The organism is Haloferax sp. Q22 (genome assembly GCF_001482285.1).
GTDB lineage: Archaea > Halobacteriota > Halobacteria > Halobacteriales > Haloferacaceae > Haloferax.
The window spans coordinates 20,937-33,955 of record NZ_LOEP01000027.1 but is presented as its reverse complement, the minus strand read 5'-3'; the positions used below and the strand labels follow the sequence as shown (position 1 = coordinate 33,955).

15 protein-coding genes and 2 tRNA genes are annotated in these 13,019 nt (G+C 69.3%); 5 read left to right on the top strand and 12 right to left on the bottom strand.

The window, feature by feature from the left end; genetic code table 11:
• The first annotated feature begins 45 nt into the window (after positions 1 to 45).
• Positions 46 to 116: transfer RNA gene (locus AM590_RS11035), tRNA-Gly, on the top strand.
• Positions 117 to 128: 12 nt separating this feature from the next.
• A tRNA-Gly gene (locus AM590_RS11030) sits at positions 129 to 199 on the top strand.
• Positions 200 to 442: 243 nt separating this feature from the next.
• Here AM590_RS11030 and AM590_RS11025 read toward each other — a convergent pair.
• From AM590_RS11025 to AM590_RS20855, 5 genes are all read right to left on the bottom strand, one after another.
• Entirely contained in the window at positions 443 to 733 is a 291-nt protein-coding gene (locus AM590_RS11025) for a hypothetical protein (protein WP_058827529.1), read from the bottom strand.
• A gap of 179 nt (positions 734 to 912) precedes the next feature.
• Complete coding sequence (locus AM590_RS11020; RefSeq protein WP_058827528.1) at positions 913 to 1,167, bottom strand: hypothetical protein; 255 nt, start codon at positions 1,165 to 1,167, stop codon at positions 913 to 915.
• Positions 1,168 to 1,237: 70 nt separating this feature from the next.
• The gene (locus AM590_RS11015) at positions 1,238 to 1,522 is read right to left on the bottom strand and encodes a hypothetical protein (protein ID WP_058827527.1); all 285 of its coding nucleotides are present in this window, start codon (positions 1,520 to 1,522) and stop codon (positions 1,238 to 1,240) included.
• Between the two features lie 38 nt (positions 1,523 to 1,560).
• Entirely contained in the window at positions 1,561 to 2,625 is a 1,065-nt protein-coding gene (locus AM590_RS11010) for a YihY/virulence factor BrkB family protein (protein ID WP_058827526.1), read from the bottom strand.
• A 65-nt stretch (positions 2,626 to 2,690) separates the two neighbouring features.
• Positions 2,691 to 2,858 (bottom strand): hypothetical protein, encoded by a 168-nt coding sequence (locus tag AM590_RS20855; protein ID WP_172795791.1) that lies wholly within the window; start codon positions 2,856 to 2,858, stop codon positions 2,691 to 2,693.
• A gap of 105 nt (positions 2,859 to 2,963) precedes the next feature.
• Between AM590_RS20855 and AM590_RS11005 the strand changes: the two genes are divergently transcribed.
• The 3 genes from AM590_RS11005 (at position 2,964) to AM590_RS10995 (ending at position 4,819) form a co-directional block, all read left to right on the top strand.
• A complete protein-coding gene (locus AM590_RS11005; protein ID WP_004062408.1) occupies positions 2,964 to 3,278 on the top strand; it encodes an MTH1187 family thiamine-binding protein in 315 nt (104 codons plus the stop codon).
• A gap of 120 nt (positions 3,279 to 3,398) precedes the next feature.
• Complete coding sequence (gene mch, locus AM590_RS11000) at positions 3,399 to 4,331, top strand: methenyltetrahydromethanopterin cyclohydrolase (RefSeq protein ID WP_058827525.1); 933 nt, start codon at positions 3,399 to 3,401, stop codon at positions 4,329 to 4,331.
• Complete coding sequence (locus AM590_RS10995; protein ID WP_058827524.1) at positions 4,328 to 4,819, top strand: hypothetical protein; 492 nt, start codon at positions 4,328 to 4,330, stop codon at positions 4,817 to 4,819. The genes mch and AM590_RS10995 overlap by 4 nt, the downstream gene beginning before the upstream one ends.
• 40 nt (positions 4,820 to 4,859) lie before the next feature.
• Here AM590_RS10995 and AM590_RS10990 read toward each other — a convergent pair whose 3' ends face one another.
• The 7 genes from AM590_RS10990 to nadA all read right to left on the bottom strand — a co-directional run bounded on the left by AM590_RS10990 (position 4,860) and on the right by nadA (position 13,000).
• The gene (locus AM590_RS10990; RefSeq protein WP_058827523.1) at positions 4,860 to 6,464 is read right to left on the bottom strand and encodes a GTPBP1 family GTP-binding protein; all 1,605 of its coding nucleotides are present in this window, start codon (positions 6,462 to 6,464) and stop codon (positions 4,860 to 4,862) included.
• 141 nt (positions 6,465 to 6,605) lie between these two features.
• Positions 6,606 to 7,196: a J domain-containing protein gene (locus AM590_RS10985; RefSeq protein ID WP_058827522.1), complete on the bottom strand. Its 591-nt coding sequence runs from the start codon at positions 7,194 to 7,196 to the stop codon at positions 6,606 to 6,608.
• 90 nt (positions 7,197 to 7,286) lie between these two features.
• A complete protein-coding gene (gene pyrF / locus AM590_RS10980) occupies positions 7,287 to 8,084 on the bottom strand; it encodes an orotidine-5'-phosphate decarboxylase (protein WP_058827521.1) in 798 nt (265 codons plus the stop codon).
• 86 nt (positions 8,085 to 8,170) lie between these two features.
• Positions 8,171 to 9,364 (bottom strand): MFS transporter, encoded by a 1,194-nt coding sequence (locus AM590_RS10975; RefSeq protein ID WP_058827520.1) that lies wholly within the window; start codon positions 9,362 to 9,364, stop codon positions 8,171 to 8,173.
• 84 nt (positions 9,365 to 9,448) lie between these two features.
• Positions 9,449 to 10,255 (bottom strand): carboxylating nicotinate-nucleotide diphosphorylase, encoded by an 807-nt coding sequence (gene nadC / locus AM590_RS10970; RefSeq protein WP_058827519.1) that lies wholly within the window; start codon positions 10,253 to 10,255, stop codon positions 9,449 to 9,451.
• Positions 10,242 to 11,846 (bottom strand): L-aspartate oxidase, encoded by a 1,605-nt coding sequence (locus AM590_RS10965; RefSeq protein WP_058827518.1) that lies wholly within the window; start codon positions 11,844 to 11,846, stop codon positions 10,242 to 10,244. Before AM590_RS10965 ends, nadC begins: the two co-directional genes overlap by 14 nt.
• Positions 11,843 to 13,000: a quinolinate synthase NadA gene (gene nadA / locus AM590_RS10960; RefSeq protein ID WP_058827517.1), complete on the bottom strand. Its 1,158-nt coding sequence runs from the start codon at positions 12,998 to 13,000 to the stop codon at positions 11,843 to 11,845. Before nadA ends, AM590_RS10965 begins: the two co-directional genes overlap by 4 nt.
• Positions 13,001 to 13,019: the final 19 nt, after the last annotated feature.

Genomic DNA, 13,019 nt, shown 5'->3' with positions numbered 1-13,019 from the left:
GACACTATCGAGTAACGCAGCAGCACGCCACGATACACGCGGAATGCGCTGGTAGTGTAGTGGTATCACGTGACCTTGCCATGGTCACAACCTGGGTTCAAATCCCAGCCAGCGCACTTCCACCACATGCGTCGGTAGTGTAGTGGTATCACGTGACCTTGCCATGGTCACAACCTGGGTTCAAATCCCAGCCGACGCACTTCTGCCGAACACAAACCTCCGAGAGACCTCTGTGTCTCTCGGTCTTGTGAGGCTGCGTGCGCGACGCTGGGATTCTGAACTAGCGAGCGAACGCGAGTGAGCGAGTGGAGTTCAAATCCCGTCTCACCGACTCGGCCGCTGGCCTCGCCGGTGCTCCTGCGTTCACCTCACAGTGTTCGGTGAACTCCCAGCCGACGCAGTTCTCTGAACGCAACTCGGTCAGCGACGCGTCCTTGAGAACTCACGGTTCGTCCCGCGCCCGCCACCACCAGACCATCGCGGCCACGCCGACGACGAGGACGACGACGGCGAGCGCGTCGAGGACGTAGTTGAGCGGCGTCCCCGTCGGCACGGTCCCGGACTGCGTCACCTGTAAGAGAGCGTACGAGAGCCACGTGAGACACATCCCGACGAGGAGAACCGCCCGCGTAGCGGAGAGCTTTCCGCGCCGATACTGTACGGTCGTTCCCGCGAGGAGCAACAGGTACGCGACGAGCAGGGGAATACCCCCGAGGTCGGCGAGCACGCTCATGGTCTGGTGAGGAACCTCACGACGGCGATGACAGACACGCTGACGGCAGCGGCGACACCGAGCGTTCGCCCGACGGGGGAGTGGCGGGAGACCATACGCTACATCCCTGGACGATACACTAAATAGTTGACATCAATCGCCGGAACGGCCGTCCCGTCCTCGCACGCGTGGGCGAAGAATCAGTAACCGAGCGTGTCGACCGTCTCGATTCGCTCGATACCGTCGAGTTCGCAGAGGTCGGAGACGGCCGATTCCGCGAGCGAGACCACGACGCCACCGAATCGAAGTTCGCGTTCGAGGCTGCCGCCGAGCGACTTGACGCGGGTTTCGAGCGCGGCGCGGGCGTCGTCGTCCGCGGGTTCGACGCGGAGTTCCGCGACCTCGTCGGCGAGGGGGTCGTCGCGCATGCGACGGACGGGGTGAGAGAGATACATATCCGGGGGTCGTCGGCCGGCGGGAAAACGGTCGCGGTCGGCCGGTGGCGGACCGCGCTCGACCGAGGCGTCAGTCCTCGGTGAAGTAAAACAGCGCCTCGCGACCTGCGCCGCAGTCGGGACACGCCGACGGGAACGCGGTCAGCGAGCCGAGTTCGCCGCAGTCGTCGCAGCGCCAGACGAGGCGCGCCTCGCCGAAGTCCTTCTCGGGCAGTCGCCGGTGTTCGACGACGGTCGGGGGTCGAACCGCACGCGAGGCCGTCTCGGCGGTCGTCTCGACGGCCTCCCACCTCGTTCGGTCCTGTTCGAGCGGTCGCGCCGGCTGGGTCGGTCGTGCGGGAGTCTTTATTGCCATAGTGTACCATACGCACGCCAGCCCCATAACGCCCGCCGTCACTCCTCCTGACTATCAGGCCACGAGGACCATCGGAGTTCCAGTCTGACTGGGCCCTCCGGGAGGAACCGACTGGTTTCGGTGTCGGTGTCGGCGACGACCCGTTCGGGCCGGGGGAGCGTGACGGACTCGTCGCCGACGCGAACTGTCAGGTCCTCGTGCGGAGCGGCCGCCACGAGGTGGTCGAGTCGTTCGATGGCCGCGGTCACCTCGCCGCGAGTCACCGCGTCGGCCTGCGAGTCGAGGGGGACGCCGCCGAACAACGGGCGGACGTTCACGTCGCGCGAGCGGTTCGACAGCACCGCGTTGACGGCCGCGCCGAGGAGGATGACGAGCCCGCTGAAGTAGAGCCACGTCAGGAGGACGAGGATGCCGGCGACGACGCTCGACTCGGGGGCGCGACTGCTGAACTCGACGTAGAGCCGGAACAGCGACTCGAAGGTCGTCAGCCCGACGGCGGCGACGAGGGTGCCGGGGACGACTTCGAGGTAGGTCACGTCCTCGTCGGGGAAGATGTAGTACATCGGGTAGAACGTCACGAACAGGACGACCACGAGGAGCCCGCGGTAGACGGCCCACCCGAGCGCACCGTCGAGCGCCGGGAGCGCGGACTCGATGAGCGCGCCGGCGACGACGGCGACGGCGACGGTGACGAGCACGACGATGCCGTCGGAGAGTTGGTCGGCGAAGGTGTTGGCCGCCTCCGACTCGTAGATGTCCGAGAAGGCGGTGTCGAGGCCGCGGAAGATGCGGAGCGTCCCCCACACCAACACGAGCACCCCGACGACAGAGAGGCTCGCCAACTGGGTCGACGACTCCAGTTCGGCGATGATAACGTCGCCCGCACCGGGGGTCAACACGGACTGGATGACGGCGATGACGCCCTCGCGGAGACCGCTGTCGCCGGTGGCGGAGACGGCCGCGAGGACGAGCAGAAACAGCGGTAGCAGCGAGACGAACGCCCCGTAGGCGATGCTTCCCGCCATGAAGGTGAGCCGCTCGGTTCGCACCTCGTAGACGATGGCCCGGCCGAGCGTGAGCGCTCTCGTGACACGCGGATTCATGGATGCTGATACGTCGGCCGACGAGAAAAGCGCGATGCGTTGCCAAGTCGGGGATGCGGAGGCGGCTATCTCCGGGCGGCGAAGACGGCGACTGCCAGCCCCAAGATGGCTCCTGTCGCGGTCCACTCCGCCGCGTAACCGACCGTGCCGCCGATGGCCGAGCCGAGGGTCACCCCACCGACGACGTTCGCCCCTGCGACGAGTGCCATCCGAGTGAGTTCGCTCTGGAACATATCGGAATCTGTGGCTGTTCGAGGAGATAGCCTCGTCGGTTCCGGTATCGAATCGACCGTCTCGGTCCACTCCGTTTTACTACCGCGTGGCGCGTTGGTTCGACCATGACAGTCATCGCGATGCTGAGCGTCGCACCGGTCGTCGAAGGCAGCATGTCGGGTGAGGTCGCCAAGGCGGTCGCGGCCCTCGACGACTTCGAGGTGTCCTACGAGACGAACCCGATGGGGACGGTCATCGAGGCCGACGACATCGACGAACTGCTCGCGGCGGTCGGCGCGGCCCACAAGGCGGTCGACGGCGACCGCGTGAGCACGTTCCTGAAGATAGACGACAAGCGCACGAAAGACCAGACGGCCGCCGACAAGGTCGACGCCGTCGAAGCCCACCTCGGGCGAGAAGCCAGAAGCGACCGCGAGTAGATTCGCGGGCCGCGGTGATCCGCGTGCGTTTCCACCATGCGAGCCACGAGACACGTCCACGCGACCCGTAGCGGTGGGTGACTGACAAACCCTTTAGCCGAAGGCGCGCAATCGCCTCGCATGGACAGCATCAATCGGATGGCCATCGAACTGGTCGACGAGGCGCTCGACTTCGCCGGGGAACTCGGCATCGAGGCCTACGAACTCGACTCAGGTGCGACGGTCATCGACTTCGGCGTCGACGCCGACGGCGGTGTCGAAGCGGGGATGCTCCTCGCGGAGATTCAGACCGCGGGTCTCGCCACGGTACAGACGCGGATGGGCGAGGTCGCCGGCACGCCCCGCCCGCACGTCGAACTCTCCACCGACCGCCCCGCGCTGGCCCTCCTCTGCTCGCAGAAGGCCGGCTGGGAGCTCACCTTCGACGACTTCGACGGCCTCGGTTCCGGCCCCGCACGCGCGCTGGTCGGCGAGGAAGAGGAGTTCCACCACCTCGGCTACTACGACGAGTTCGACCTGACGGTCCTCTCGGTCGAGAGCATCGACCTCCCGACCGACGAAGTCGCGGAACACGTCGCGGAGACGACCGGCCTCGAACCGAGCGCCGTCTTCCTGCCGACCTACGCGACCGGCTCGCTCGTCGGGAGCGTCACGGGCGCGGCCCGCGCCGCCGAACTCGCCGTGTTCAACCTTTTCGAGGCGGGCTACGACCCGACGAATATCCTCTCTATCAACGGCTCCGCCCCGCTCGCGCCCGTCAGCTACGACGAGAGCGTCGCCATGGGTCGGACGAACGACGCCGTCGCCTACGGCGGGCGCGTCCACGTCACCGTCAGCGAGGACTTCGACGACTTCGACCGCGCGATTTCCACGGCCGGACCCGACTACGGCGTCCCGTTCGAGCAGCTGTTCGAGGACGCCGACTGGGACTTCGGCGAGGTTGACCCCGACGTGTTCGGCCCCGCGCAGGTCACGGTCGACGTGGTCAACGGCCCGACGTACACCCTCGGCGAGACCGACGAGGACGTGCTCGCCGACTCATTCGGACTGTGAGGCGCAAGCCGGTCCCGCCCGCGCCGGACTCCCTCGACCGATTGTGGGACGCCCACCGCGCCGTCCCGCTGATTCCCGGCTCCGAAGACGACTGTTGCGGGCGCGTCGCCGAGCGACTCGACGTGACGCCCGACGAGGGCCGCGACTGGCTCGTGTTCTGCCAGTCGCTCGGGCTCGCCCGCGAGGTGAGCCGCGGTTTCGAGCGCGTCCGCGACGACCCCGACGCAGCCGAACTGCGGGCCGCCTTCGAGGCGAACGTCTTCGGCGCGCGCGAGGCGCTCGACGTCCTCGGCGACGAACCGACGCCTGCGGACGCGGTGTTCGACGCGTTCGAGCCGACCGTCCCGAACTGGGAGCGACACCGCGACCCTGACGGGTGGGAGTCGCGCTGGCGCGACAGAGTCGCCCGGCTGCTCGACTGGGCGGTGCTGTTCGGCGCGGCGGCGAGAAAACCGGACGGCTACGTCGCGGTCGAGGACTCGGCCTGACCGTCGGCGGAGACGAACCGAAGTCGCCGCCCGTGCTGTTTTAGTCGACCTTCGTCACGGTCCCGACGCCCTTCGACCGGCCCTCGCGGAAGACGAATCGCTGGCCCTCCTCGACGAAGTACGGCCGGAACTTGAACTCCACGCGGGTCGTCCCGGTGTCGCCGGGCAGGAGTCGCCCGCCGTCGGGGTGGAAGACGGCCGCCTCGGAGATGGTTTCGAGGTGGACGACCGGCTCGTAGCCCTCCTGAATCCGCGTCGGGTGGTTGAGCACCATCACGTCGGCTTCGAACTCGCGGACCGCCGTCGGCTCCGAGTCGGCCGGGAGAAGCACCATCCCGCGTTCGATTTCGGACTCGCGGACGCCCTTGAGGGCGATGCCGACGATGCGGCCGGCGTTGGCCCGGTCGACCCGGTGGTAGTGCATCTCGATGGAGCGGACCTCGACCTCGCGGAACTCGCCGTCGGACATCGGCCCCAAGAGCAGTTTGTCGCCGGCCTCGACCGCCCCGGAGTTGACCGTGCCTGAGGCGACCGCGCCGACGCCCGTGACCGAGTAAGTCCGGTCGATGTACATCTTGAAGTCGCCCTCGGCGGCGCTGCGCTTCGGGAGCGCCTCGAACAGCCGGTCGAGGTCGCCGAGGCCGTCCATCGTGACCGCGCTCGTCAGGAACAGCGGGACGACCGACTCGCTTATCTCGTCGACCGCGGCATCGACGCCGTGGCGCTCGACGCTCAGGGGCGTCCGACCCACGTCGCGGAGGAGCCGTTCGACCTCGCGTTCCACCTCGGCGGCGCGCTCCTCGGAGACGGCGTCGACCTTCGTGATGGCGACGACCGTCGGTAGCTCCATCGCGAGCAGGATGCCGAGGTGTTCGCGGGTCGTCCGCGTCGGACCGTCGTCGGCGGCGACGACGAGCAGGCCGTAGTCGAGGCGCTGACCGACGAGGCCGCGAATCGTCGTCCGGAGCCACGGCTCGTGGCCGACGGTGTCGACGAACGAGACCAGCCGGTCGGCCTCTTGGACGATTTGCGCCCGGTCGGACTTCCGGTGGGGGTTTCGCATGTGGACCGGGCCGTCGTCGGAAAAGCCGTAGACGGCGTACGAGAGGTCCGCCGACAGGCCGCGTTCGACCTCGTGGGGCTGTACGTCGAGGAACGACCGCGTGCCGCCGTTGCCGTTGTCGGCCTGTCCAGTCACGAGCGAGCCGACGAGGGTGGACTTGCCGTGGTCGACGTGGCCCGCGGTGCCGACGACGATGTGGTCGTCGTCCACGTCGAGCATCGCCCCCTCGCGGATGGTCGCGACGCCGACGAGGCCGCGTTCGGCCGAATCGCCGACGCCCCACGTCTCTACGTCTTCGATGTGCGCCCCGGCCTCCTCGGCCAGAAGCGACAGCACGTCCATGGTCTCGGAGAAGTCGTCCGGCGGGATGCCGGCGATGCCGCCGTCGTCGGTGACGCCGACCACGTAGGTCGCCACGCCGTCGCCGGAGAGCACTCGGTGTCTGAGTTGCGCCGCGAGCGACTCCATCCGGCCGTCGGACAGGTGAACGGCGCGGGTGAGGCGTTCTTTGAACTCGACGTTTCCGCCTTCTTCCTCACCGCGCTCGAGGGCCTCGTCCAAGAGAGCCCGATCCGCGCTCATGGAAGCGGGTAGGAAACCGACCGTGAAAACGCTTTCCGCGGTAGCGATTGCCATGAGAACGTACCGCAATCGAGACGGAACCGACGCAGGGGCGCTCGTCGGGGCTCGTGGCGGTCGAATGCGGATGAAAAAGAACACGCGTTACTCGGTCAGGCGCTCGTAGGCGCGGTTGACGCGCTTGAACGCCTCTTCGTCGCCGGTCTTCGAGTCCGGGTGGGTCTCCTTGACTCGCTTCCGGTAGGCCGCTTTCACCTCGTCCTCGGAGGCGTCGTCGTCGAGGTCGAGCGTTTCGAGGGCTTTCTGCCGACTCATACCGCGCCGCGGCGGGCGGACTCGCGTCCCGCTTCCGTCGCGGGCGCGCCGTCTCCGCCGACCACCGTCGAATCCGCCGTCGGGACCGTCGTTAGGGCCGAATCGTCCGGCTCGCGGTCCTTCTTGGGGGTCGCCGCGGGGACCCGCACCGAAGCCACCGGTCTCCCGGCGGTCGCCTCGCCGTCGCTCCGACCGGAAACCGAACCCGCCGCGGCCGGCGTCGGCGCGGACGCGCGTCCTGCGGAACCGCTCTTCGAGGCGTCCGCTGACGTGGGCGTACATGAAGTACGTCGTCGCGCCGAAGGGGACGGCGACGAACAGCAACAGAAGCTGTCGGTAGGCGAACGCCAACACGACGAGGAGCATGGTAATTCCCGCGAACACCGCCGCGAGCCCCATGACAAGTCGGTCTCGGTCCACGGGCGCAGTTAGGGTCGCACGGTGGTAAACGTCTCGCCGGGCAGCGACAGCCGGACGGAGCGGCCGGAACAATCGAGCGTCTGCGCCGACTCAGCGGTACTGATTCAGCCGCTTTTTGAGGCGCTTTGCGGCCTGTCCGGCGGCCTTGTCGAAGTCCTCGCCATCGTCCTCGCCGGCGAAGATGATGCCGCGCGAGGAGTTCACGAGGCCGACGCCGTCCGCGAGGCCGAACTCGACGGCGGCCTCGGCGTCGCCGCCCTGCGCTCCCACGCCGGGGACGAGAAACGGCAGATCGGGCACCTGCTCGCGGAGGTGTTCCAGTTCGTCAGGGCCGGTCGCGCCGACGACGAGGCCGACGTTCCCGTGTTCGTTCCAGAGGTCGCAGAGTGCGGCGACGCGCTCGTAGAGGGGTTCGCCCGAATCGAGTTCGAGCGACTGGAGGTCCGAGCCGCCGGGGTTCGAGGTGCGGCAGAGGACGAACACGCCCTTGTCCGCCCGCGAGAGGAACGGCTGGATGGAGTCGCGGCCCATGTAGGGGTTGACCGTGATGGCGTCGGCGTCGTCGAGCAGGTCGGCGTACTTGCGGGTCGTGTTACCGATGTCGGCGCGCTTGGCGTCCAACAGGACCGGCACGCCCTTCCCGTGAGCGTAGGCGATTGTCTCGCGCAGAGAGCGCCAGCCATCTTCGTCCTCGTAGAACGCCGCGTTCGGCTTGTACGCCGCCGCGTGCTCGTGGGTCGCGTCGATGATACGGCGGTTGAACGCCCAGCGCGGGAGGTCCTTGTCGAGCAGGTGTTCGGGAATGCGGTCGATGTCGGCGTCGAGGCCGACCGAGACGACGCTGTCTGTCGCCTCGATGCGGTCGCGGAGGTCGTCGAAGAAGCCCATTGCCCGCGAGTGCGACGACCGAAACTAAGGGGTTTTCCCTTCGGAGCGGGCGGGCACCGAAGCGCTGTCCACACCCCGAACGGCCCTCAAACGGGGCGTTCGACCGTCCACAAGAGGCCCGAGCCGACGACGAGAACCCCACCGAAGAGCGCGAGCGCGCCGGCCGGCGAGAGGGCGTCGGCGACGACCCCGCCCGCGAGTTCGAACGGGACGACCGCGAGCGAGTAGAGCATCCCGGCGGCCGAGAGGACGGTCGCGCGACCGACCGAGTCCACCCGGTCGTTGACGTACTGGTTCCCGAGGACGGACGAGACGTTCGTGACCCCGCGGGCGACCGCGAAGGCGGGGAAGGCCAGCGGCCCGAAAAGCGGGACCGACGCGTAGGCGACCGCGAGCACGACTGGTGAGGCGAGGAACCACCGTCGGACGCCGACGCGGGCTTCGACCCAGCCGGCGCGGAACGTCGCCGCGGCCGCGACCAGCGAGAACAGCGCGTAGGAGGCGCTGACGGCGGTGTTCGTCGCCGTCGCGGGGACGCCGAGGTCGAGCGCCACGTCGCGGAGAATCGGCTGGTCGAAGATGTACACCATGTTGGCGACGCCGAACAGGAGCGCGAAGTAGGCGACGAAGCCGCGGAGCGGCGGGCGCGAGAGCTTCTCGCGGATGACCCGGAGCGCCGTCCGCGGTGTGAATTCACCGCCGTTAGCTCCGGTCTCTGGGACCGACAGCAGAATCGGAACGCCCAGCGCCGTCACCGCGGCGGTGGCGAAGAAGGGGACCGTGTAGTTCGTCGCGTCGGCGAGGAGGCCCCCAGCGAGGGTCGTCACCGCGCCGATTGCGAGGCCGACGCCGGTGGCGCGCCCGCGGATGGCGGCGAACTCGTGGGTCTCGTCAGTCTCGGCCAAGAGGTCGTAGAGCCACGCGTCGTCGCTCCCGGACCGAAACGTCTGGCCGACGGCCCACGCGCCGTAGACGACCGCGAGTTGGAGGAACGTCTCGGACAGCCCCATCGCCGCCGTCGAGACGGCGATGATGGCCGTGCCGAGGGCCATCGCGCTCCGGCGACCCAGTCGGTCACCGAGGTAGCCGGTCGGTATCTCAGCCGCGACGAGCGCGAGCCACCAGACGCTGTTGAGCGCGCCGACCTCGGCGAACGAGAGGTCGCGCGAGCGGACGAACAGAATCCAGATGGCCGCCGTGAAGGAGACGAACTCGGTCGTCTTGTAGGCGTAGTACTTCGCGACCGGAGAGCGCAGGCGGGCGGCTGGCCACGAAGTCATCGTCCCACGGTCTCGACACGGCCCAAAGAACGTGTGGATTCGGCCGCCCGCGACGGTGCCCGAGTCGGAGCCGACGCCCGCCGCTCACCCGGTCCGGAAGGAGAAGTCGGAACTCGGCGCGCTGTGGGTGAGCCACCCCATCGAGACCACGTCGACGCCGGTGTCGGCGTAGTCGGGGAGCGTCTCCAGCGTGATACCGCCGCTGGCCTCCGAGAGCACTCCCTCGGGGAGCCGAGAGACGCCCTCGCGGACCGCCTCGGGCGGGAGGTTATCGAACAGGACGATGTCGGCCCCGGCGGCCGCGGCGCGCTCGCCCATCTCGGGCGTCTCGACTTCGACTTCGAGCTTCGTCGCGAACGACTTTCGCTCGGCGAAGCGGCGGACCGCCTCCTCCAGCCCGAGTTCGGCGACGTGGTTGTCCTTGACCATCACCATCCCAGAGAGTGTGAGGCGGTGGGTGTCGCCGCCGCCGGCGACGACGGCGCGCTTTTCGACGCCGCGGAGGCCGGGTGTGGTCTTGCGGGTCGCGGCGACCCGAACCGAGTCCGACACTTCGCGGGCGGCGTCGACCGCCTCGCGAGTCGTGGTGGCGACCCCGGAGGCGTGGCCGACGACGTTGGCGGCGACGCGCTCGCCACGGAGGACGTTCCGGGCGTCGCCTTCGACCCGCAGAACCTCGTCACCCGGTTCGACCGCGTCGCCGACCTCGACCGCTCGCTCGGCCTCGACGCCGAGGTAGTCGAAGACGGCGACGGCGGCGTCGAGACCGGCGGCGACCGCCGGCTCCTTCGCAACGAGTCGCCCGGTGGTGTCGCCGGGCACGTCGTTCGTCACGTCGCGGTGTCCGACGTCCTCGGCCAGCCAGCGCTCGACGGTCTCAGTCGTCAGCACTCGGGGTCACCCCCTGTCCGGGGTCGTCGCTGTCCTCGCCTCCCTCGTCTCTCTCGCCTCCCTCGCGTTCGTCCGGGTCGACGAGCGAGTGACAGCCGGCCGACGGCGCGTCGGCGGCCGCGCGGGCGACGAGGAGCGACGAGACGCAGGCGTTCCGGAGTTCGTAGATGGACCGCGAGACGCGGGTGCGGGCGTAGGCGTCGACCTCGCCTTTCAGGCGGCGAAGCCGCGCCCGCGCGGTGTCGAGGCCGTCGGGCGCGCGCTCGATGCCGACGAACTCGTCCATCGTCCGCCCGAGGCGGTCGAACTTCGTGTCGGCGAAGGCGTCGGGGAGCGCCGGGTCGGAGTCGCGCGGCGGCGCGTACTCGACGGTCTCAGCCTCGCCGCGGCCGCGGTCGGCCGCGGTCTCGCCGGCCCGGACGCCCCAGACGAGGCCTTCGAGCAGGCTGGTCGAGGCGAGTCGGTTCGCGCCGTGGACGCCGGTGCGGGCGCACTCGCCGGCGGCGAACAGGCGGGACAGCGAGGTCCTACCGCGGTCGTCGACGGCGACGCCACCGCAGAGGAAGTGCTCGCTCGGCGCGACCGGGATGCCGGCGTCGAGGTCGACGCCGCAGTCGTCGCACAGCGCCGCGAGGTCGGGGAACTCCTCGCGGAAGTCGAGGTCGGACACGTCGAGGACGACGCGGCCGGTCCGGTCGCGGGCGCGGGAGACGGCGCGGGCGACCACGTCTCGGGGGGCGAGTTCGGCGTCTTCGTGCACGTCAGGCATGAAGCGGCGGCCGTCGGCGTCGCGCAGTACCGCGCCCTCGCCGCGAACGGCCTCGCTGACGAGGAACGGTTGCGCGCCGTCGTCCGCCCGTGGGTCAGTCCGGGGGTCGTACGCCGTCGGGTGGAACTGGACGTACTGCATATCCGAGACGGTCGCGCCGGCGAGCGCGGCCATCGCCACGCCGTCGCCGGTCGCGCCCGTGGGGTTGGTCGACCGGGCGTAACAGTCGCCGATGCCGCCGGTGGCGAGGACGGTCGCCCCGGCGAACACGGGTTCGACTTCGCCGTCGGCGAGGACGGTCGCGCCGCGGACGGTCCCCTCCTCGGTCAGGAGATCGAGAGCCATCGCGTCCTCGACGATTCGCACGCCGTCGCGGGCCGAGAGGTGCTGGAGAAACGGCCGGAGGACGTGCGCGCCGGTGCTGGCGTCGACGTGGAGGATGCGGCGGCTGGAGTGGCCCGCCTCGCGGGCGAGGTCGAAGGTGTCTGCGTCGGCGTCAGCGTCAGTACCGTCTCCCACCGCGTCGAACTCGACTTCGAGCGTGTCCAAGAGCACGTCCTCGACGACGGCTCGGGACTCGGAGACGAGCGTCTCGACGGCCTCGGGGTCGGCGGTGCCGTCGCTCGCCCGGCGGATGTCGGCGGCGAACTCCTCGGGCGCGGACTGGGTGACGGCGATGCCACCCTGCGCCCAGTCGGACGCGGCGTCCTCGGGTTCGGTCGCCTTCGTGATGACGAGCACGTCGGCCCCCTCGCGGGCGGCGGCGAGGGCCGCGGCACAGCCGGCGATGCCGGAGCCGACGACGAGCACGTCGGCCTTCATAGTTCGAGCATGCGGTCGAGCGCGACCGCGGCGAGTTCTTTCTCCTCGGGCGCGACCTCGACCACGTTGGGTTCGCGGCCCGCAGCGAGCTCTTCGAGCACCCACGTCAGGTAGTTGGGGTCGACCTGCCGCATGGCGTTGCAGTCCATGCAGGCGTCGCCGCAGAGGGGTCGCACGTCGACCTCGGGGTGCCAGCGCGCGAGGTGTCGCGCGAGGTGGACCTCGGTGCCGATGGCCCACGTCTCGCCGGCGTCGGCGTTCTCGATGACGTCGCAGATGTGGCTCGTGGAGCCGACCTCGTCCGCGGCCGCGACGACGCTCGGGCGGCACTCGGGGTGGGCGACGACCTTCGCGCCGTCGGCCTGCGCCTCCTCGACGTGGTCGACGCGGAAGCGCTCGTGGACCTGACAGTAGCCGTCCCAGAGGATGACTTCGGCGTCGCCGAGTTCCGGGACATCGGGTTCCACCTCGTCGGTAGCGCCCATCGACTCGGCCACGTCGCCGGCCCACGGGTCCCACTCGACGACCTCGTCGATGCCGAGGTCATCGGCCGTGTTGCGCCCGAGGTGCTTGTCGGGCAGGAACAGCACGGCGTCGCCGCGCTCGAAGGCCCACTCGAAGGCGTCGGCGGCGTTCGAGGAGGTGCAGATGAGCCCGCCGTGGGAGGCGCAAAAGGCCTTCAGGTCCGCGTAGGAGTTCATGTACGTCACGGGGATGATGTCCTTGCCGCCGGACTCCTCGACGAGCGTCTCCCACGCGGAGTCGACCTGCACGGCCTCGGCCATCCCCGCCATCGGGCACGACGCCTCCATCGACGGGAGAATCACCGTCTGGTCGTCGTCGGTGATGATGTCCGCGCTCTCGGCCATGAACGTCACGCCGGCGAAGACGACGTAGTCGGCGTCCGACTCGGCGGCGCGCTTCGAGAGTTCGTAGGAGTCGCCGATGAAGTCGGCGTACTCGACGATTTCGCGTCGCTGGTAGTTGTGTCCGAGCACGATGACTCGGTCGCCGAGCTCCTCGCGGGCGGCGGCGATTCGCCGGGAGCGGGCGGCCTCGTCGAGGTCGCGGTGGCTCTCCGGAAGCTGTTCGAGCGTGTCGTATTTGAACAGACTGAGCTCCGACTCGAACCCGACCGACTGTAATTCAACCACGATTGATCACCACGGTGGA

Excerpts from the sequence above, each read along its gene's own strand:
- AM590_RS11015 (WP_058827527.1), bottom strand. The coding sequence starts at position 1,522 with ATGGCAATAAAGACTCCCGCACGACCGACCCAGCCGGCGCGACCGCTC.
- AM590_RS11025 (WP_058827529.1), bottom strand. The coding sequence starts at position 733 with ATGAGCGTGCTCGCCGACCTCGGGGGTATTCCCCTGCTCGTCGCGTAC.
- AM590_RS10965 (WP_058827518.1), bottom strand. The coding sequence starts at position 11,846 with ATGAAGGCCGACGTGCTCGTCGTCGGCTCCGGCATCGCCGGCTGTGCC.
- AM590_RS10990 (WP_058827523.1), bottom strand. The coding sequence starts at position 6,464 with ATGAGCGCGGATCGGGCTCTCTTGGACGAGGCCCTCGAGCGCGGTGAG.
- AM590_RS20855 (WP_172795791.1), bottom strand. The coding sequence starts at position 2,858 with ATGTTCCAGAGCGAACTCACTCGGATGGCACTCGTCGCAGGGGCGAAC.
- AM590_RS11005 (WP_004062408.1), top strand. The coding sequence starts at position 2,964 with ATGACAGTCATCGCGATGCTGAGCGTCGCACCGGTCGTCGAAGGCAGC.
- AM590_RS10975 (WP_058827520.1), bottom strand. The coding sequence starts at position 9,364 with ATGACTTCGTGGCCAGCCGCCCGCCTGCGCTCTCCGGTCGCGAAGTAC.
- mch (WP_058827525.1), top strand. The coding sequence starts at position 3,399 with ATGGACAGCATCAATCGGATGGCCATCGAACTGGTCGACGAGGCGCTC.
- pyrF (WP_058827521.1), bottom strand. The coding sequence starts at position 8,084 with ATGGGCTTCTTCGACGACCTCCGCGACCGCATCGAGGCGACAGACAGC.
- AM590_RS11010 (WP_058827526.1), bottom strand. The coding sequence starts at position 2,625 with ATGAATCCGCGTGTCACGAGAGCGCTCACGCTCGGCCGGGCCATCGTC.
- AM590_RS11020 (WP_058827528.1), bottom strand. The coding sequence starts at position 1,167 with ATGTATCTCTCTCACCCCGTCCGTCGCATGCGCGACGACCCCCTCGCC.